The organism is Bacillus sp. FSL H8-0547 (assembly GCA_038002745.1).
Lineage (GTDB): Bacteria > Bacillota > Bacilli > Bacillales > Bacillaceae > Bacillus_P.
The window spans coordinates 3,718,845-3,736,019 of record JBBODD010000001.1; the positions used below are offsets into that span (position 1 = coordinate 3,718,845).

The 17,175-nt window shown below is 43.0% G+C and carries 22 protein-coding genes; 16 read left to right on the plus strand and 6 right to left on the minus strand.

Translation table 11 applies throughout. The annotated features are described in order from the left end of the window. Positions 1-22: 22 nt before the first annotated feature. On the minus strand, positions 23-1,114 hold the full coding sequence (locus MHB63_18785; protein MEK3808572.1) for a DUF2515 family protein: 1,092 nt from the start codon (positions 1,112-1,114) through the stop codon (positions 23-25). Between the two features lie 111 nt (positions 1,115-1,225). On the opposite strand from MHB63_18785, the gene MHB63_18790 reads away from it, so the two are divergent. The 10 genes from MHB63_18790 (at position 1,226) to MHB63_18835 (ending at position 7,779) form a co-directional block, all read left to right on the plus strand. Continuing rightward, entirely contained in the window at positions 1,226-1,390 is a 165-nt protein-coding gene (locus MHB63_18790; protein ID MEK3808573.1) for a hypothetical protein, read from the plus strand. Next, the gene (locus MHB63_18795; protein MEK3808574.1) at positions 1,390-2,205 is read left to right on the plus strand and encodes a protein kinase family protein; all 816 of its coding nucleotides are present in this window, start codon (positions 1,390-1,392) and stop codon (positions 2,203-2,205) included. The genes MHB63_18790 and MHB63_18795 overlap by 1 nt, the downstream gene beginning before the upstream one ends. After that, complete coding sequence (locus MHB63_18800; protein ID MEK3808575.1) at positions 2,192-2,962, plus strand: sporulation protein; 771 nt, start codon at positions 2,192-2,194, stop codon at positions 2,960-2,962. The genes MHB63_18795 and MHB63_18800 overlap by 14 nt, the downstream gene beginning before the upstream one ends. A gap of 173 nt (positions 2,963-3,135) precedes the next feature. Continuing rightward, entirely contained in the window at positions 3,136-3,426 is a 291-nt protein-coding gene (locus MHB63_18805; GenBank protein ID MEK3808576.1) for a hypothetical protein, read from the plus strand. A gap of 37 nt (positions 3,427-3,463) precedes the next feature. Then, positions 3,464-3,685 carry a hypothetical protein gene (locus MHB63_18810; GenBank protein ID MEK3808577.1) on the plus strand — a complete coding sequence of 74 codons (222 nt, stop codon included), beginning with the start codon at positions 3,464-3,466 and terminating at the stop codon, positions 3,683-3,685. Between the two features lie 782 nt (positions 3,686-4,467). Continuing rightward, positions 4,468-5,502, plus strand: a complete 1,035-nt coding sequence (locus MHB63_18815; protein MEK3808578.1) for a class I SAM-dependent methyltransferase — start codon at positions 4,468-4,470, stop codon at positions 5,500-5,502. 88 nt (positions 5,503-5,590) lie between these two features. Then, entirely contained in the window at positions 5,591-6,460 is an 870-nt protein-coding gene (locus tag MHB63_18820) for a sulfite exporter TauE/SafE family protein (GenBank protein ID MEK3808579.1), read from the plus strand. Positions 6,461-6,623: 163 nt separating this feature from the next. Continuing rightward, positions 6,624-6,770, plus strand: a complete 147-nt coding sequence (locus MHB63_18825; GenBank protein MEK3808580.1) for a hypothetical protein — start codon at positions 6,624-6,626, stop codon at positions 6,768-6,770. 24 nt (positions 6,771-6,794) lie between these two features. After that, on the plus strand, positions 6,795-7,418 hold the full coding sequence (locus tag MHB63_18830; GenBank protein ID MEK3808581.1) for a phosphatase PAP2 family protein: 624 nt from the start codon (positions 6,795-6,797) through the stop codon (positions 7,416-7,418). 52 nt (positions 7,419-7,470) lie between these two features. Further along, positions 7,471-7,779, plus strand: coding sequence for a hypothetical protein (locus MHB63_18835; GenBank protein ID MEK3808582.1), 309 nt, complete (start codon positions 7,471-7,473; stop codon positions 7,777-7,779). 38 nt (positions 7,780-7,817) lie between these two features. Here the strand turns inward: MHB63_18835 and MHB63_18840 are convergent, their stop codons facing one another. Further along, entirely contained in the window at positions 7,818-7,961 is a 144-nt protein-coding gene (locus MHB63_18840; protein MEK3808583.1) for a hypothetical protein, read from the minus strand. 180 nt (positions 7,962-8,141) lie between these two features. Here MHB63_18840 and deoD point away from each other — a divergent pair, with 180 nt between their 5' ends. The 3 genes from deoD (at position 8,142) to MHB63_18855 (ending at position 10,337) form a co-directional block, all read left to right on the plus strand. After that, positions 8,142-8,846 carry a purine-nucleoside phosphorylase gene (gene deoD / locus MHB63_18845; GenBank protein ID MEK3808584.1) on the plus strand — a complete coding sequence of 235 codons (705 nt, stop codon included), beginning with the start codon at positions 8,142-8,144 and terminating at the stop codon, positions 8,844-8,846. Positions 8,847-8,991: 145 nt separating this feature from the next. Further along, positions 8,992-9,813 (plus strand): M15 family metallopeptidase, encoded by an 822-nt coding sequence (locus tag MHB63_18850; protein MEK3808585.1) that lies wholly within the window; start codon positions 8,992-8,994, stop codon positions 9,811-9,813. Next, positions 9,813-10,337, plus strand: a complete 525-nt coding sequence (locus tag MHB63_18855; GenBank protein MEK3808586.1) for a mismatch-specific DNA-glycosylase — start codon at positions 9,813-9,815, stop codon at positions 10,335-10,337. Before MHB63_18850 ends, MHB63_18855 begins: the two co-directional genes overlap by 1 nt. A 36-nt stretch (positions 10,338-10,373) precedes the next feature. Here the strand turns inward: MHB63_18855 and MHB63_18860 are convergent, their stop codons facing one another. Then, on the minus strand, positions 10,374-10,634 hold the full coding sequence (locus MHB63_18860) for a hypothetical protein (GenBank protein ID MEK3808587.1): 261 nt from the start codon (positions 10,632-10,634) through the stop codon (positions 10,374-10,376). Positions 10,635-10,713: 79 nt separating this feature from the next. Further along, positions 10,714-11,493: a class I SAM-dependent methyltransferase gene (locus tag MHB63_18865; protein ID MEK3808588.1), complete on the minus strand. Its 780-nt coding sequence runs from the start codon at positions 11,491-11,493 to the stop codon at positions 10,714-10,716. Between the two features lie 97 nt (positions 11,494-11,590). On the opposite strand from MHB63_18865, the gene MHB63_18870 reads away from it, so the two are divergent. From MHB63_18870 to MHB63_18880, 3 genes are all read left to right on the plus strand, one after another. After that, on the plus strand, positions 11,591-12,994 hold the full coding sequence (locus MHB63_18870; protein ID MEK3808589.1) for a S41 family peptidase: 1,404 nt from the start codon (positions 11,591-11,593) through the stop codon (positions 12,992-12,994). A gap of 718 nt (positions 12,995-13,712) precedes the next feature. Then, positions 13,713-14,324, plus strand: a complete 612-nt coding sequence (gene wrbA, locus MHB63_18875) for an NAD(P)H:quinone oxidoreductase (GenBank protein MEK3808590.1) — start codon at positions 13,713-13,715, stop codon at positions 14,322-14,324. Positions 14,325-14,385: 61 nt separating this feature from the next. Next, positions 14,386-14,991 (plus strand): alpha/beta hydrolase, encoded by a 606-nt coding sequence (locus MHB63_18880; GenBank protein MEK3808591.1) that lies wholly within the window; start codon positions 14,386-14,388, stop codon positions 14,989-14,991. 41 nt (positions 14,992-15,032) lie between these two features. Here MHB63_18880 and MHB63_18885 read toward each other — a convergent pair whose 3' ends face one another. Both MHB63_18885 and MHB63_18890 read right to left on the minus strand, forming a co-directional pair. Continuing rightward, a complete protein-coding gene (locus MHB63_18885; protein ID MEK3808592.1) occupies positions 15,033-15,809 on the minus strand; it encodes a 3-hydroxybutyrate dehydrogenase in 777 nt (258 codons plus the stop codon). A gap of 21 nt (positions 15,810-15,830) precedes the next feature. Beyond that, entirely contained in the window at positions 15,831-17,117 is a 1,287-nt protein-coding gene (locus MHB63_18890; protein MEK3808593.1) for a GntP family permease, read from the minus strand. Positions 17,118-17,175 lie beyond the last annotated feature (58 nt).

The following is a 17,175-nucleotide window of genomic DNA, read 5'->3' on the forward strand; positions in this document are numbered from 1 at the left end:
CGGCGAGATTTCTCGCCGTTTTTTACATGCCGCGTTTTAAGAATGGTTTTGTCAGAAGCTTCATCGACCCCATTTTCAGGAGATCCATTTTTACGTTTTTTGTCATGTCCCTGTACGTTTTCTTCTTATCAAAGCAGTCAAAGCCAGACACCATCTCCTGATCCTTCAGCCAGTCAGGCCACGGGAAATATTTATGGGATACATCATTCCACACATCTGTCAGCTTCGGGCTGTATATTTTTTGATGGGGATCAGATGCAAACAGGTTCGGCCAGTAATCCTCCCGTGAGCCGGAATGGGGAAATGTTTTTGCAAATAAAAGAGCTGACGGGAAAACCGCAGGATGAAACAAGGTGCTGTAAAGGGATTTGCCAATGCTGATTCTTTCTTTCGGATCGATAAACTGTCCTATTTCAATTCCTGCCAGTGAAAAATACTGATCATACCCTCTTTTTTTAAAGGGGAAAATAACGTTTGTAAAACCGCACCTTTCTTGAAGCAGATAAGGAATGGACTTTAATATGTCTGATGATTTTGATACAAGCTGCTGCTCGACATACTGCTGTTCATTCGTAATCAGCGCAAGGGTAAGCAAATCCGATTGCTTCGTTTCATAAAACTGCGCCCAGACTGGCTCCATAAATCTCGAAACATGTAAGGCGGGGAGCAGACGGAACAAAGACTTTCCGCTTTTCTTGCTCTCCTCATAAAGCAGAAGCTGAGGATAAGCATCGTGGAAAATCAGGGCATTTGCAGATTCTAGAAAATGAAACAGAGAGTTTCGTTCATTTTCGGATAGAAAGTGGCTCACCAGACTGTTTTTCAAATCAGTCATGCTGTAGCCGCCGTTACGGGAAACCATGTGGGCTAAAAAAGCCCAATGAATCTCCGGATGTTTTATATAGAAGGAAAGATAAGCTTTTGTCCTCGTTACATTATTCAGGTTGTAAGATGCCGTAACAGCCCGGATGTTCCGGATGATCTTCGATTCTTCACCGTACACAATAGATGGACCTGGCTGATCAGCCATCAAGTAATCTTTAAATGCTTTTTTCTCTGCGTGATTCATAAGAGATGCGATCGTTGGTTTTTTAAAAAGGGGGAGGAATGTCATTTGTGCCAGCTCCTAAAACCTTGCCTCTTACTTACATATGAAAAACCTGAAACTTTTGTTCTCGCGGAACGTATGAAAAGAGCAGGAACTTTTAACGAAAGAGGGATTGTCATGCTGAAAAAATTGATTAAATCGTTTCTCGGAAAAAAATCGCACCGCAGATACAGCAGCAGCGACCGAAGAAGCAGACCATACGGAAATCCTTCAAAATACGGCTATAAGCACTACAAACGCAAATCAAAATCGAGCAGATTTTCAGGATCCTACAGCAGCTGATGAAGAACCTTCTCCTAAAATACGGAGAGCGGCCACTAAAGGCCGGTGATGTAATTGATCATCGATATACCATACAGAAAGTCCTTGGAAAAGGAAGCTACGGCATCACATATCTTGCTTTAACAAAAAGAGATGAGCCGCTTGTGCTCAAACAGCTTAGGGCATATAAGGCTGCAACAGACAGCGGCCTGTTGTCATTCAGGCTTGAAAAAGAACTGCTGGCAGAACTCAGCAGTCGGTATTTTCCGGCTTATTCAGGCTCATTTTTTTGGAACAACAAGCATTTCATTGCAATGGAGTATATGGGGGGAGATACGTTTGAAGATTTAATCTTCCTGAAAAAAGAATCATTCGGAGAGAAGGAATCTTTCCGTATTTTGTTGAAAGTAATAGAGGCTGTAGAGGTTCTTCATGCAAAAGGGATTGTGCACAGGGACTTGAGGATTCCAAATATCCTCTTGAAGCATGACTCCATCAGAATCATTGATTTCGGACTTGCGGCAAGAATTGGTGAGGGACCGGATCCGGCAGAATTGGGAAAGTCTTTTTCCCGTGAAAAAAGACTTTACAGAGAACGTTCTTTTCAAAGCGACTTTTATGCGCTTGGCCACTTTGTTCTTTTTCTGCTGTATTCGCAATATGTTCCTGTTACGAAAAAGAACAGAAGCTGGGAAGAAGAACTTGCAATAACTCAGCACTCAAAAGATACGATTAAACGGATGCTCAAGCTTCAGCAGCCATATGACAGGATTGAAGACCTGAAAGCTGATGTTTTGAAGTGTGCAGATGGGGGAGAAGAAAATGTCATTTTTTAATAAAATTTTATCAAGTGTAGGAATTGGGGCTGCAAAAGTGGATGCAAGACTTGCATCTGACAGGATTGCTCTTATGGATGAAGTAAAAGGCATCATTCATGTTCAGGGGGGAAATGTTGAACAGCAGATTGATGAGATTTATCTGTCCCTCCAAACAAGTTACTTAAAAGAGACAGATGATAAAAAGTATTATCAAAACGCCACAATCACCAAAATCAAAATCAATGAGCCATTTGTCATCATGGCAAATGAAGTGAAAGAAATACCGTTTGCGTTTCAGCTTCCTTCGGATACGCCGATTACTCTCGGTTCATCAAAAGTGTGGCTCGAAACAGGGCTGGATATTAAAGGGGCCGTTGATCCAAGTGATAAAGACCGGATTGAAGTCCTTCCACCCGCTATTGTTCAAACCGTATTTGCCGCTTTAAGAGATCTCGGATTCAATTTGCGCAAAGCAGAAAACGAGGCAGCTCCATACCATTTGAGAAAAAGGCTGCCGTTCATACAGGAATTTGAATTTTATCCGACTGCAGGTCCGTTCAGAGGGAAATTAGATGAACTGGAGGTCGTGATTTCAAATATCAGTCCGCAGGGAGTAGAGCTAATGCTTGAGATCGACAGGAGAGCAAGAGGTCTGGGAGGATTTTTGTCAGAAGCGCTTGAAATGGATGAATCTCTTGTTAAAGTGATGATTCCAAATGCGGATCAGCAGGCCATCCGCAGAACATTGGAAGATGTTATCCATAGATACAGCTGATTTTAAAAGCGGCAAGTTCATCTTGCTGCTTTTTTTATTTGATGAAGCCATTTTTTAACCAGACTGGTATCAGTTACTGCATAAGGTTTCAGGACAGTCAGAAAATGACCATGCCCGTTCGAATAGTATAGCGAGAAATCGGTCAGAAAAGAGAGAAATGAGGAGGATGCAGCATGATTTACGAAATAGAAATAGGCACGGATAAGGGAAAACTGTCATTAATAACCCTTGGAAAAGAAAAAGAAGAAGTCATTGAATGTCTGCAGACAGACCGCTTCTTTATCGGATACACCTATACTGGCCTTACATTCGGCCTTAATGCAAATGAAATCGTTTCATTTGATATTCAAAAGCGGGAAACACTGCCGACTATGCTTGTTGAAGCATTAAAAGATGAGTACGGAGAAGGAATGACTGAAACGTTTCCGTTTTTGACTACTTTGCTTTATGAAGAAGTGAACTAAACATATTGGCTAAGAAAGAGGGAAGGGATGGATAGATATGAACGAGAATCTCTGGATAAAAAAGTATACAGTCCTGGATAAAACAAGAGAGCAGCTGATTCAAGATCTGGAAATACCGGCTTCTTATTTTCCATACATAGATGCTGCAAAATTAAGGATTCAGGAAACGGGAAATAATGGACCCGTTTATGATGCAGGAGATCAATTTCTGCAGTTTTTGAAGGATGAGTATTATTCTTCAGAGGGCACAGCAGGCTGAGAGCACAGAAAGGCGTTTCCTATGAAGCGTCTTTTTGTATAAAAGAGGTTGGAACACAACAAAACGCTGTCTATGTATACCGGACATAAACAGCGTCTTATTTCAATCCAAACATATTCACTTTTAAGTTCGATCCTTTCTTACTAAAACCCATTCGCTGCTTTCCATCAATTGATTTGTTTCAATTAACATAGTGCACGATGAATCAGTTTATTCCCATTGCTCTTTAACTCAAGTCTAACGAATTGCGTTACCATCACACTTTTGAATCAGATTTCTTTTCTTACTAACTCATCCTGTTATATTGCTTTCCTGCTCTGGCTTCCCCGCATATCCACATGCGCCGAAAATAGTTTTCACCGGCTATTTTCCTGCGGCAGCATGATTACAATATGCTTCGCTAACGGCAGTCATTGGAATCATCCCCTTTAATAAGTCGGATTCACTGATATCCCGCATATCCACACATCTCAAAATCAGTTTTCACGGACTGATTTTTTCCGAGATGGGCTACTGATATGCTTCGCTGACCATCTTCATTGGAATCACGCCTTCCCTTGATTGAGTAAATTCATCTTAACAAAGTCTTTACATAATTTAAAGATTCAGAATTATCTGTATAAGGCTTAATATAGTCATTTTACCTACCTCATCTCTCTCTCACTCGCTTTTTCGAAGTATTTCAGCTTTTTTCAAAAAAGCATAATTGGACAAAGTGATTGATTCAGCAGATAATCGTTGTTAGAATGAATGTAAAATTCTGACTAAAAAGAGGTGCTGCAATGATCACCGCACATCGGCCGTTTACAGAAGAGGATCTGGGTAAAACAGCTTTAACAGAAAGCTTTAAAATTGACTTGCGCACATATACAGATGAAGAGAAAGATGCGTTCTTTACGTCAAATGTCGTAAGTGACTGGTCGCAGCTCTCCTGGAAAGAGACAGGAAAACCGTATGAAGTTAAAACCGTATCAAAGGACCGGAAGGAATGGGAAAAAGAAAACGGGTTGTCCATGCCGGTGCACACATCTTGGGAATATTTCAATAAATCATTTCACGAGTGGTTCATAAAAGATGTGCCGGGAGAAATGGAGGAGCTCAGCCGGGAATTAAGGATGCATTTTTCTGCTTTTCGTCCTGCAGAGGTCAGGGAAGTACTCGGCCGGTCATTTAAACTAAGGCTCTGGAATTACATCCACAGGATGGAGGACGGCATTTGGGATCCTCGGGGAAAACGCGCATTGTTTGAAGGGCTGGATGTAAGCAAACCAAAAATACTGTTTCTCGGCGCGGCAGAAGGGTATGAGGGTATGCAGCTTGCAGCCATGTATCCTGGTGCAGAAGTGGTTATGGTGGATTATGATGCGTACTGCAGGGACAGCAGGTTTGCCGAATTTCCGGAGCATTATCCTTTTTTAGGTCAAAACCCTCAGACGGGCAGCCACAGAGTCTATTACAAAAATGACTTTACCATCACCTATTTGGTCGATGACATTCGCAATCTTACTTTCGGAAAAGAATTCGATATTGTGATCAGCGTTGGAATGATTGAGCATTTCCCCGATGAGCAAAAGCCAGAAGCCATCGACTGGCACAGGAAGTTTTTAAAGGACGGCGGTTATGCCATTCTGACAACGCCAAGGGCACAGGCTAAATCAAAACTGTACTATCAGATTATGGCGGATGTCATGAATCATACGTACAGAGAATTAATGACGATTCAGCAAATGGGACTGTATATTTATGAAAGCGGTTTCGATATCCTGCGCCACGGCTTTATTAAAGTTCATAATGGTATAATCGCACGGCCAAGGTGAAGTTGAAAGATTCTGATTACAAGGCATACCTTTTATTTTCTCCCCAGGACCGATAAAATAGGAATTGACGGCTATTTTTACCAGAGGTGTGATTCTTATTTTTATCTTATACGCAGGACTCGGTTTACTGATTGGTGTTTTGTCTGGGTTCTTCGGCGTTGGAGGCGGATTTATCCTTACTCCGGTACTCCTGCTGCTCTCAGTTGATCCGATTACTGCCATCACCATAAGTTTGATGTATACAATCGGAACATCGGTTTCCGGTGTATTCGCACATTTGAAAATGAAAAATGTCAAATGGAAGGAGGCAGCCCTGATTGGCGCGAGCGGAGCGGCAGCTACACAGGCTGCCAATCCATTTGTTTTCTTTTTAAGTGATCATCAGTTGGATGAAACAGTGATTCCGCTTGCTTATGTTCTTCTCCTTGGTTATTTTTCTTGGAGTCTGCTTCTCAGGAAGGATAAGAAAGCATCATCAGGCAGAAAAAAGGGCATGAAATTGCTGATTCTGGTGTTTACAGGCGCGACCGGAGGTTTTGTTTCAACTCTTCTAGGGGTTGGAGGGGGCTTTATACTTGTGCCGCTTTTGATTTCCCTGTCCGGATTTAAACCGAGGGAAGCAGTGGGGACAAGTCTTATGAGTGTTCTTTTCATTGTTACGGCCGGTTTTATTACATATTTCGCAAAATCACCGATTAACCTGTCAGTTGGTGCCATGCTGATAGCAGGGGGACTTGCAGGTGCGCAGGCTGGAGCATACTTGACATCGAGGTTTGAACAGGCGGAGATCAGGACACTTCTTGGAAGTTTGTACATCATTACCGCGATGAGCACCGGCTTGAAGCTTGCTGGCCTTGAATATGTGGGGATGATTGTTCTTATCGTTTTTATAGGAGGACTCTATGTGAAAATGGGTCTTAAAATTGGAAAGCAGCTTAAGGAAATCCGTTCAAGGTGAACGGATTTTTTTGCTGTATGAAAAAGGAAAACCAGAATGACCCGCGTCTTTTTGAGAGACAGGCAGCATATTTATGGAAAGAATGGCTCCGGAACACATGAATGGCTGCCGTATTTTCAGCAAAAATAAGAAGGCATCTATTTATTATCAGGAGGAATGATTCATGGCACACAAACATCAGAACAGCGCTGAGCAAAAAGCAAAAAAACAAGCTCCGGGTCAATATAAAGAAGAATTCTCAACCGAAGTCGCACATAAACCCCAGCCTGCTCCAGGGCATAAGGAACATAAAAGAAACAAAATGAATTAAGCAGTCCGTGGGAGGGGAGAAGCCGTGAAAAAGATAGCCGCCTTTTTTCTCCTGTTTCTTTTACTTGCATGTATTTACAGGATAGATGGTGTTCAGCATGCTGAAAACTTCGTCGTGCAAAAAGCTGAAACATGGCGGTCAGAACCGGCAACTGCTGTATTTCTGGCAGTCAGCGATGCCGGTTCCATAAAAGCCGAATACCCTGTGCTTTTATTTGCAACCTTTCTTCTTCTGCTGAATAAAAACGTTCTAGCTCCTGTCTTTTTATGGATTGCGTTTTATTCTGCACGCTATCTCAACATCGGGCTTAAAGATCTGTTTGAAAGGGAAAGACCATCCTTTCATGCGGTCATTGATGCAGCACATTACAGTTTTCCAAGCGGCCATGCAATGAATTCCACCGTTTTCTATGGATTTATTTGCTACCTTTTGCTGGCAAACACATCAGCAGCGAGCCGTACAAAAAAGAAAAGGTTTTGGGCGGCTGTTTTTTTTATAGGATTCATTGGGTTAAGCAGAGTGTATTTAGGCGTTCATTATGCCATTGATGTAGCAGCAGGATTTTCTGCAGGCATTGTGGTGCTCTTAATACTGATCAGGCTGTATGAATGGATTAAAATGTTAATCGACAAAACTAGTGCAGCTTAGACGAAGGAATTAAGGCAGCAGTCACCTAATATGTAATATGGGGGTGGCATGTATGGGATTAAGTCTTTTTGCAGCGAGGCCTCAGACATATGAGGTTACCATCTTTCAAACGCCGGAATATGGACAAAAAAATGGATACAAAGAAGTATACAGGATGAATCTGGAGGCAGCGGGCCACATTAATGCCATGCATCACATCTTTTGCATGTTTAATGTGAAAGACAGAGTCCCAAAAGACTACAGGGCAAGGTTTATTGCCACAGGGGATATTTTGCTGATTGATGAGCCAAAGAGGGGACAGACCTTTTATAAGCTGTTTTCAGGCGGCTGGAAGAAAATAAGCAGAATGCAGGTAAGGTAAGGGCAGCGACAGTGGCTGCCCTTTCTTATTGATTTTCTTTATATGTGGTTTCCAGGACCGTTTTTGCGTTTTTTGGGGGAAGCTTCTTTTCCATGTGCATTATGCTCAGCTTCAATAGCTTCGGCCGGAATATGATTGTTTTTTTTCTGTCCATTGACTCTGTTTCGATGTTTTTTGCCCATCAGTATCCCTCCTTTTCCCACCTATTTTTCTCGAAATAAGCCGTTTTCACACCAGTAAATAAGTATCATGTATAGAATTGAAAGGAATCCCGAAAAATGTAGAAAGGGAAAAGATTTTTTCAGCAGGATTATGGTATATTGAAAAAGCACCTTTTTTACATAGAAACTGGAGGTATGAAAATGAGTGTTCATATAGGAGCAAAACCAAATGAGATTGCGGAATCCATTCTGCTGCCTGGAGATCCGCTGCGCGCAAAATATATTGCGGAAACGTTTTTAGAAGATGCTGTCTGCTACAATGAAGTGCGCGGTATGTTAGGATACACAGGAACTTACAAAGGCGAAAGAATTTCCGTCCAGGGTACTGGCATGGGCGTGCCATCCATCGCGATTTATGTAAACGAACTGATTCAAAGCTATAACGTGCAAAAGCTGATCCGCGTTGGAACTTGCGGTGCGATTCAGCAGGATGTAAAGGTCCGTGACGTTATTCTTGCGATGAGCGCATCAACAGATTCGCAAATGAACAGATTGACATTTGGCGGAGTTGATTATGCTCCGACGGCTGACTTTGACCTTCTGCGCTTTGCTTATGAAGCAGGAAATGAAAAAGGCTTGAAATTGAAAGTAGGCAACGTGTTCACCGCCGATATGTTCTACAACGACAATTCAGAGCTTGAGAAATGGGCGAAATACGGCGTACTGGCCATCGAAATGGAATCCGCCGCCCTTTACACACTTGCTGCTAAATTTGGCCGCCAGGCTCTTTCTGTTCTGACAGTAAGCGATCACATTCTTACAGGGGAAGAAACGACATCTGAAGAGCGCCAAACAACATTCAATGAAATGATGGAAATTGCGCTTGAAGCAGCGATCAAAAAATAATGTACAAAAAAGACGCGCGAAATTTTTTCGTGCGTTTTTCTTATTTTTCGACAAAATCTGTCACAAATGACAGATATAGTTTTCCTCATTTTAGGCAATAGTGATAAAATAAAAGCTATGAAATGTCAAAATGCAGGTAAGGTGAATGAAATTGAGTGCAACTAAAAAAACAATGGCTGCTGTTTTGCCGCTGACACTGATGCTTTCAGCATGTTCCGGCTTGGATTTTTCCAAAAGCCTGAACCCTTTTAAAGAAGGACAGGCAAAGACACAGGAGCATCAAGAAAAAATAGAGCCGGAAAAAGAAGTTAAAGAAGAAATTCTGACATTAGAAGAGCCGTTTTTCAATCAAATTAAAGAGGTTAATGGAAAGCAAACGATTGCGAACCCAGAGAACAGGATGGTACTCGTAAATAAAGAGTTCTCCCTGCCGGCTGACTACGAGCCTGCTGATCTGGTCTCCCCGAATGTTCCATTTTCTTTTGGCGATGCAGAGGTTCCGCAGCGCTATATTCGAAAAGAAGCAGCTGCAGCCCTTGAACGATTGTTCGCACAGGCAGCTTCAGAGGGAGTAGAATTATTTGCAGTCTCCGGTTACCGGTCATATGAACGCCAGACCGGCATCTTAAATGTAGAAAAGGAACGAAAAGGAGACACAACAGCACTTGAGACGGTTGCGCTTCCGGGCCAAAGCGAACATCAAACAGGACTTGCGATGGATATTACAAGCAAAAGCGCCGATATGGATATTACGGAAAAATTCGGAGATACTCCCGAAGGAAAATGGGTACAGGCGAACGCGCATAAATTCGGATTTATCATCCGCTATCAAAAAGGCAAAGAAGAGATCACAAAGTTCTCATATGAACCTTGGCACCTGCGTTATGTAGGGGTAAAAGAAGCGACAGAAATAGTTGAAAACCAGCTGACTCTTGAAGAATACTTTAAAAAAGTGAAGAAAATCTGATGAGCGGGTCTGAGCTCGACCGAATCAGACACGGACTGGATCTTTTGTTCATTGGCTTCAATCCAAGCCTGTATTCAGCAGAGGTCATGCATCATTATGCGGGCAAAAACAACCGTTTCTACCGGATTCTATATGAGGCGGGAATTACAGACAGACTGTTTTCCCCTTTTGAAGACAAGGATCTGCTTGACCAGGGAATCGGTTTCACAAACATTGTTCACCGTCCGACTAAAACGGCTGCTGAAATTACTCCAGGCGAATACAGAGCAGGCAGAGTGCAGCTGCTTAATAAGCTCCAAACCTATCAGCCCAAGCTTGCCTGTTTTGTTGGAAAAGGAGTTTACCTCGCATACAGCGGCAAGAAAAAAGCCGCTTGGGGTCTCCAGCCCGATCCGCTTGCCATGGGTGTACTTGAATTTGCGGCACCATCTTCCAGCGGACTTGTCAGGATGAAAATCAGCGAAATTGTTGAAATATACAATGAAATCCCAATCATTATGAAGAAAAAGCAGGCCATCTCTTAAATGTGATGAACTGCTTTTTTAATTACCTTAATTTTTTTACCAGAACAGCAAACCGCCAAGAACAACACCTGTTACAAATGCCAGACCGATCCCGTATGGGTATCCGTAGCCTGGTCCGTATCCGCCATAATAGCCCATGCCGTATCCGCCGCGTCCGCGTCCGCCAAGCGGCTGGATAAATACACGCTGTCTTGTAACATTTGTAATTCTTCCAACGTGCTGTCTGCCGAAACGATCGCTGATGCGTACTACCTGCCCGTTATATTGGCAGCATAGATTATAATGATTTTGCGACATTTTTTTTCCTCCCTTCACCTGCTTCACCATAAACTATGAAAAAACAGCAGGAAGGGTTTGTACGAATACCCCGGTGCCTTTATTTTACGCACCTGAAAATGCGAAATTGGACGGCGCGGTGAAAGATTTCCCTGAGACTTTCATGCTTTGCAAGCATATCAAAGTAGGTTTCTGGAATATTCTCCGACATATCAAATTCGGTTGTTGGTTCATTCTCTTCTATTAAAAAGTCTTCTTGAGATTTTACGGTTATGCTTGTGAATCCTGTGTTTTTAAAAAGATTGATCCACTCATTTTCAGTTAACAGCGATTTGAATCCATAAAACGCTTCAATTTCTTCTGCCATCAGCTTCTCGGCACTTTCCGATTTTACAATTTCAATGGCAAGAAGAATGCCTTCTTCTTTTAAAGCCCTGTATGCTTCCTTGATGGAAGTTTCTGCATCAGTAAAGCTTAAAACCGATTCGCAAAAAACGTAATCAAATTTGCGGCTCTTAAAAGGCAGCTCCTCGAGCGATCCTTTGATGAGGCAGGAAGAATCGTTTAACCTTTTTGCTGCTTTTTGAAGCATGACAGGATCAGGATCAAGTCCTTTAACATCCTTAATCATGGACTTTAAAAACTGCATGGTCTGCCCCGTTCCGCATCCGGCATCAAGAACAGCTGCTGATTCGGGAATTATCTCAAGTTCAATGATTTCCTTTGTCAGCAAAAAACCCCCTGGGTGGGCGCCGCCAACGCCGAGCTGTGCCAGCAGATCCAGATAAGTCGGCATCTTCAACCACTCCTTTCTGATTAGGATATGATGGCTTTGCTTTTGGTGTGAGAAGGCATGCCGAAAGAATGGATTTTCATATATAGAGCATACTGTTTGAGGGAATCTGTTTCATGGTGATTTTAGTTGACGTTTTTCTCTCTGTTACTCATAATGATTACATAACGAGGGTGGTGTTACTTTGTCCAATAACAAACTGAAATTTTTGTTCGCAATCCTGCTGACGGCTGTCATCAGTGCCGGAATTACGTTTGCCGTAGTTCAAAAAGGCACAGGAGTAAGCGGGGCTGAGAGAACCGGCGGTGATCCGTTTGAAAAGCTCTATTCTACATACGACACGCTTCAGGGCGAATTTTATCAGAATACTAATGAAGAAAAGCTTGTAGACGGAGCCATTAAAGGAATGCTTCAGTCACTTGGAGATCCATACTCAGCCTATATGGATCAGGAAGAAGCAAAAGGCTTCAATGAAAACATTTCATCCTCTTTTGAAGGAATCGGGGCAGAGGTTCAGGAATCTGACGGCAAAATCATGATTGTTTCCCCAATTAAAGGTTCCCCTGCTGAAAAGGCGGGACTTAAGCCAAAAGATAAAATTCTTAAAGTGGATGATAAAAGTGTGGAAGGAATGACAGTCAATGAAGCTGTCATGCTGATCCGCGGCGAAAAAGGGTCAAAGGTTCAGCTTGTCATTGAACGCGACGGAGTCGGACAGCTTGATTTTAATTTGACGAGAGATACCATTCCGCTCGAAACGGTTTACACGGAAGTAGAAGATGGTATCGGAAAAGTTCAGATTACCAAGTTTTCTGAAACAACCGGAAAAGAGCTCGCAGATGCATTAAACGAATTGAATGACCAGAACGTTAAGGGTCTTGTTCTCGATTTGCGTCAGAATCCTGGCGGACTGCTTGATCAAGCCATTGCCATGAGCGATATTTTCGTTCCAAAAGGCAAAACGATTATGCAGATTGAAAATAAGGATGGAACAAAAGAAGTTCAAAAATCACAAAACGATTCAGCCGTTAACGTACCTGTTGTCGTAGTCGTCGATAATGGAACAGCAAGTGCAGCTGAAATTATGGCAGGAGCCCTTAATCAGTCTGCAGGCATCCCGATTGTCGGTGAAAAAACCTTCGGCAAAGGAACGATTCAGACTGCCAAAAGCTTTGAAGACGGATCTTCTATTAAATACACGATCGCAAAATGGCTGACGCCGGATGGGTCCTGGATTCATGAAAAAGGGATAGAGCCCCAGCACAAAGCAGCACTTCCGGCTTACGCCAATCTCCCGTATCTAAATCCTGAAAAAGAACTGAAACAGGGAGACTCATCAGCAGAAGTAAAAGCAGCACAGCAGATGCTGCAGGCACTGGGCTATGAGGACATTAAAACAGAAGGATTCTTTGAGGAAACAACCAAAAAAGCAGTTACCAGGTTCCAGACTGAAAACAACCTCAGCCAAACAGGAACAATAAAAGGAGAAACCACCATTAAAATGCTGGAACTCCTGCAGGCAAAACTGAAGGAAAACGACACGCAGATGTCTAAAGCGCTCGAAGTGCTGAATGAACAAATGAAGTAAAGAAACGAATATGAAAAAGAGAAACCGGACTATTCATTAGTTCGGTTTTTTCTATGTGAAGAATTTTGCTGACTGACAGGGGTTGTGCTTCACTTGATGAAGGGGAGAAAGTGTTAAAGGAGGGGTTAACAGCATTTCGTCATGGTTTAGAACAGGAGAAAGTGTTCTGAGAAGGAGTTAGCAGCACTAAGTTATGGATTCGGCCAGCAGAAAGTGTTCTTAACTTGAGTTAGCAGCATTTTGTCAAGGCTCTGAACAAGAGAAAATGTTCTAAACCGGAGTTAGCAACACTTAGTTATGGATTCGGCCAGCAGAAAGTGTTCTAAACCGAAGTTAACAACATTTAGTAATGGATTCGATTGACAGAAAATGTTCTTAACTTGAGTTAGCAGCACTTTGTCAGGCATTTGAACAGGAGAAAGTGTTCTAAACCGGAGTTAACAACACTTAGTTATGGATTCGGCCAGCAGAAAGTGTTCTTAACTTGAGTTAACAACGCTTTGTCAGGAATCCCAACCTCAGAAAGTGTTCTAAACCATAGCTCGCCAACTTAACCTTAACAAACTGAAAAAAACACGTTTTCTCCCTGTATTCATGGGTATATTACCTATAGAAACTGTTAATTGTTGACTTTTTTATGCGGTCAGCATATAATTAATTCGACTTCGAGATATATTACTTAAAGATAAAATTCGAACCGAAATGAGGAGAGACCGGAATGTCAAATGTAAAATTAGCCGTCATCTACTACAGTTCTACAGGTACAAATTACAAGCTTGCTTCATGGGCTGAAGAGGGAGCAAAGGAAGCGGGAGCGGAAGTAAAAGTGTTAAAAGTTCCTGAACTGGCTCCGCAGTCTGCGATTGAGTCCAATGAAGCATGGAAAGCGCATCTCGAAGCTACTCAGCATGTACCTGAAGTTACGCTTGACGATCTTGAATGGGCAGATGCCATCATCTTCAGCGTTCCGACCCGGTTTGGAAACGTACCTGCTCAAATGAAGCAGTTTCTTGATACAACTGGAGGACTATGGTTCCAGGGGAAGCTTGCTAATAAAGTAGTAAGTGCAATGGCATCGGCAAGTAATCCTCATGGCGGTCAGGAAGCAACCATTTTAAGCCTTTATACAACGATGTACCATTGGGGTGCAATTGTTGCTGCTCCGGGATACACAGACCAGGTTCTGTTCGAGGCTGGAGGAAATCCGTACGGCACTTCTGTTACAGCAGATCAGGACGGGAATTTAAAAGAGAATGTTGAACCGGCCGTTAAGCATCAGGCTAAGCGGACAGTTATGGTAGCTGATTCTATTAAAAAAGGAATGCAATAATTTTCAAAAATAAGGGGTTTGGCGTGCAGCCAGACCCTGTCATCATGGAAGGGGACACATCATGAAACACCTTTTTGAAAAAGGAAAGAACCGAAACAGAACTCTTCTGCTGCTTCACGGCACTGGCGGAGATGAAAATGATCTTATACCGCTCGCCAAACATATTGATTCTGAAGCAAATATTCTTAGTGTAAGGGGAAACGTGCTCGAGAATGGCATGCCGAGGTTTTTTAAAAGACTCGCTGAAGGTGTATTTGATGAAGAAGATTTGATTTTCAGAACGAATGAACTGAATGCCTTTTTATCTGAAGCAGCAGAAACATATTCATTTGACCGTTCAGAAGTAACAGCAATCGGGTATTCGAATGGGGCAAATATAGCAGGGAGCCTGTTATTCCACTTTGAACGGCCGTTAAAAGCAGCGATCCTTCATCATCCGATGGTGCCAAGACGTGGCGTAGCCATTCCTGAACTGAGTGATATGCCAATTTTTATCGGGGCAGGCATGAACGATCCAATCTGCCGTCCGGAAGAAACAGAGGAGCTCTCGGATCTATTGAAAGGTGCAGGGGGAAATGTCTTGGTGCACTGGGAAAACCACGGCCATCAGCTGACATCCTCTGAGGTGGAAGCAGCGGCTGCATGGTACAGGGAAAAAATCATATAAAAAATGCCTGGATTCAAACAGAATCCAGGCATTTTTTCTTGTTACTGAGCCGTATAACCGCCATCAAGAAGCACGGCCTGTCCGGTCACGCCTTTCGCTTTATCACTTGCCAGAAAAACGGCATAATCAGCAATTTCATCAACTGAAAGCAGACGTTTTTGAGGAACGAGAGGGTAGATGACTTCTTCCAGCACCTTTTCCAGTTCCACGTTTCTCGTTTTGGCAAGATCCTGAAGCTGGTTGCGTACGAGAGGAGTGTCAACATATCCTGGGCAAAGGGCATTGACGGTAATGCCATCTGCAGCTCCTTCAAGCGCTGAAACCTTTGTAAGTCCGATGACTCCGTGTTTGGCTGAGTTGTAGGCAGCTTTTCCGGCAAATCCGATGACTCCGTTAATGGATGCCATGTTAATGATGCGTCCGTATTTTTGTTTTTTCATATGCGGAAAAACATGCTTTGTAGCAAGAAACGGTGCCGTCAGCATAATTTTGATCAACAGCTCAAATTTTTCTGTAGGGAATTCCTCAATTGGTGATACATATTGAAGACCTGCATTATTAATAAGGATGTGAAATGCGCCAAAATGGGCAACGGTGTCATCAATGGCCTTTTTGATTTCGTCTTCGTTTGTCACATCACATTTCAGGCCGAGTGTTTCATAGCCTTTTTGGGCAAGCTGTTCGGCTGCTTTTTTTACCCCTTCTTCATTTACATCTGTTAAAACAACTTTTGCTCCGTTTTCAGCAAACCGCTCGCCAACCTCATAGCCGATTCCCTGTGCAGCTCCTGTAATAAATACAACTTTATCCTTTAACATAGTCAACCGCTCCTTTATTCTTTAATATAATCCCATGGATGCAAGTGCAATTGCTGCAATGACAGCTATGATCGGAATGATTAGTCCTACTACGGCAACATCCAGGTAGGTTTGTTTGTGTTTGAGTCCTGTAACCGCAAGGAGTGTAAGCAGAGCTCCATTATGCGGAAGGATTGAGGCGCCGGAAGCAACTGCTGCAACCCTGTGAAAAGCTTCAGGGGAAATACCTGTGCTTTTGGCAAGCTCCATATATTGACTTCCCAGAGCCTCAAGAGCAATTCCCATTCCTCCGGAGGCTGAACCGGTTATACTGGCCAAAAGCTGAACGGCAATTGCCTCTGAAATAAGCGGATTCCCTTTCACTCCAAGAATTAGATCAGTAAGCTGTTCAAAGCTCGGTACAGCTGTCACTACTGCTCCGAAACCAACTGCAGCGCTTGTGTTGACAATGGCCATCACAGAACCTGCAGCTCCGCCGTTAATTGATTTGATAAACATCTTAAATTTAGTAATGGAAAGAAGCATGATGGATAAAATCCCAATGACAAGTGCAAGCAGAATATCCAATTTAAACACATTCAGAACGACTACAACAACAATCAGGGGGATAATCGAAAGATAGGCGTTTGGAAGCTGTGACGGATCAATGTCCTTTACTTTGTCGCCGCCATTGGGCTCTGTAAATTTCTCACCTTTGTTTTGGAGCTTTTTGCCTCGCCAGGCTAAATAGAAATAGCCTCCCGCAGCCATGATGAGACCGGAAACAATCCCCATAATCGGACCTGCGGTCGGAGTTGTGCCGAAATAATCGGTTGGAATGATATTTTGAATCTGCGGTGTTCCCGGCAGGGCAGTCATCGTAAAGGTAAATGCACCTAACACAATCGTTGCAGGTATCAGGTTTCTGGACACATCTGCAGAACGGAAAAGGGCGATTGCAAGCGGGTAGATGGCAAAAACGACGACAAACAGACTGACACCGCCGTATGTAAGAACGGCTGCTCCGACTAAAACGCCTAACACAGCTCGTTTCTTTCCGATGAACTGCGTGATTTTAAAGGCGACAGACTGCGCCATGCCGGTTTCTTCCATCAGTTTTCCGAATATAGCCCCAAGCAGGAAAATAGGAAACCATTTAAAGGTAAAATCGACAAACCCTTTCATATACGTTTCCGTATAGGCAGGAAGCAGGTCAACTCCTTCAAGGCCGGCTACAACTAAAGCAATAAGCGGCGCAATCCAGATGATGGACCAGCCAAGATAGGCAAGCGCCATCAGCAAAACCAATCCGATGATGATGTTTATCATGCTGCATTAGCTCCTTAAGTAGATTTATCTGACCTTACTTTCCCCAAAAGAAGCTGAA

Excerpts from the sequence above, each read along its gene's own strand:
- MHB63_18785 (MEK3808572.1), bottom strand. The coding sequence starts at position 1,114 with ATGACATTCCTCCCCCTTTTTAAAAAACCAACGATCGCATCTCTTATG.
- MHB63_18790 (MEK3808573.1), top strand. The coding sequence starts at position 1,226 with ATGCTGAAAAAATTGATTAAATCGTTTCTCGGAAAAAAATCGCACCGC.
- MHB63_18795 (MEK3808574.1), top strand. The coding sequence starts at position 1,390 with ATGAAGAACCTTCTCCTAAAATACGGAGAGCGGCCACTAAAGGCCGGT.
- MHB63_18800 (MEK3808575.1), top strand. The coding sequence starts at position 2,192 with ATGTCATTTTTTAATAAAATTTTATCAAGTGTAGGAATTGGGGCTGCA.
- MHB63_18805 (MEK3808576.1), top strand. The coding sequence starts at position 3,136 with ATGATTTACGAAATAGAAATAGGCACGGATAAGGGAAAACTGTCATTA.
- MHB63_18810 (MEK3808577.1), top strand. The coding sequence starts at position 3,464 with ATGAACGAGAATCTCTGGATAAAAAAGTATACAGTCCTGGATAAAACA.
- MHB63_18815 (MEK3808578.1), top strand. The coding sequence starts at position 4,468 with ATGATCACCGCACATCGGCCGTTTACAGAAGAGGATCTGGGTAAAACA.
- MHB63_18825 (MEK3808580.1), top strand. The coding sequence starts at position 6,624 with ATGGCACACAAACATCAGAACAGCGCTGAGCAAAAAGCAAAAAAACAA.
- MHB63_18835 (MEK3808582.1), top strand. The coding sequence starts at position 7,471 with ATGGGATTAAGTCTTTTTGCAGCGAGGCCTCAGACATATGAGGTTACC.
- MHB63_18840 (MEK3808583.1), bottom strand. The coding sequence starts at position 7,961 with ATGGGCAAAAAACATCGAAACAGAGTCAATGGACAGAAAAAAAACAAT.
- deoD (MEK3808584.1), top strand. The coding sequence starts at position 8,142 with ATGAGTGTTCATATAGGAGCAAAACCAAATGAGATTGCGGAATCCATT.
- MHB63_18850 (MEK3808585.1), top strand. The coding sequence starts at position 8,992 with ATGAAATTGAGTGCAACTAAAAAAACAATGGCTGCTGTTTTGCCGCTG.
- MHB63_18855 (MEK3808586.1), top strand. The coding sequence starts at position 9,813 with ATGAGCGGGTCTGAGCTCGACCGAATCAGACACGGACTGGATCTTTTG.
- MHB63_18860 (MEK3808587.1), bottom strand. The coding sequence starts at position 10,634 with ATGTCGCAAAATCATTATAATCTATGCTGCCAATATAACGGGCAGGTA.
- wrbA (MEK3808590.1), top strand. The coding sequence starts at position 13,713 with ATGTCAAATGTAAAATTAGCCGTCATCTACTACAGTTCTACAGGTACA.
- MHB63_18880 (MEK3808591.1), top strand. The coding sequence starts at position 14,386 with ATGAAACACCTTTTTGAAAAAGGAAAGAACCGAAACAGAACTCTTCTG.
- MHB63_18885 (MEK3808592.1), bottom strand. The coding sequence starts at position 15,809 with ATGTTAAAGGATAAAGTTGTATTTATTACAGGAGCTGCACAGGGAATC.
- MHB63_18890 (MEK3808593.1), bottom strand. The coding sequence starts at position 17,117 with ATGATAAACATCATCATCGGATTGGTTTTGCTGATGGCGCTTGCCTAT.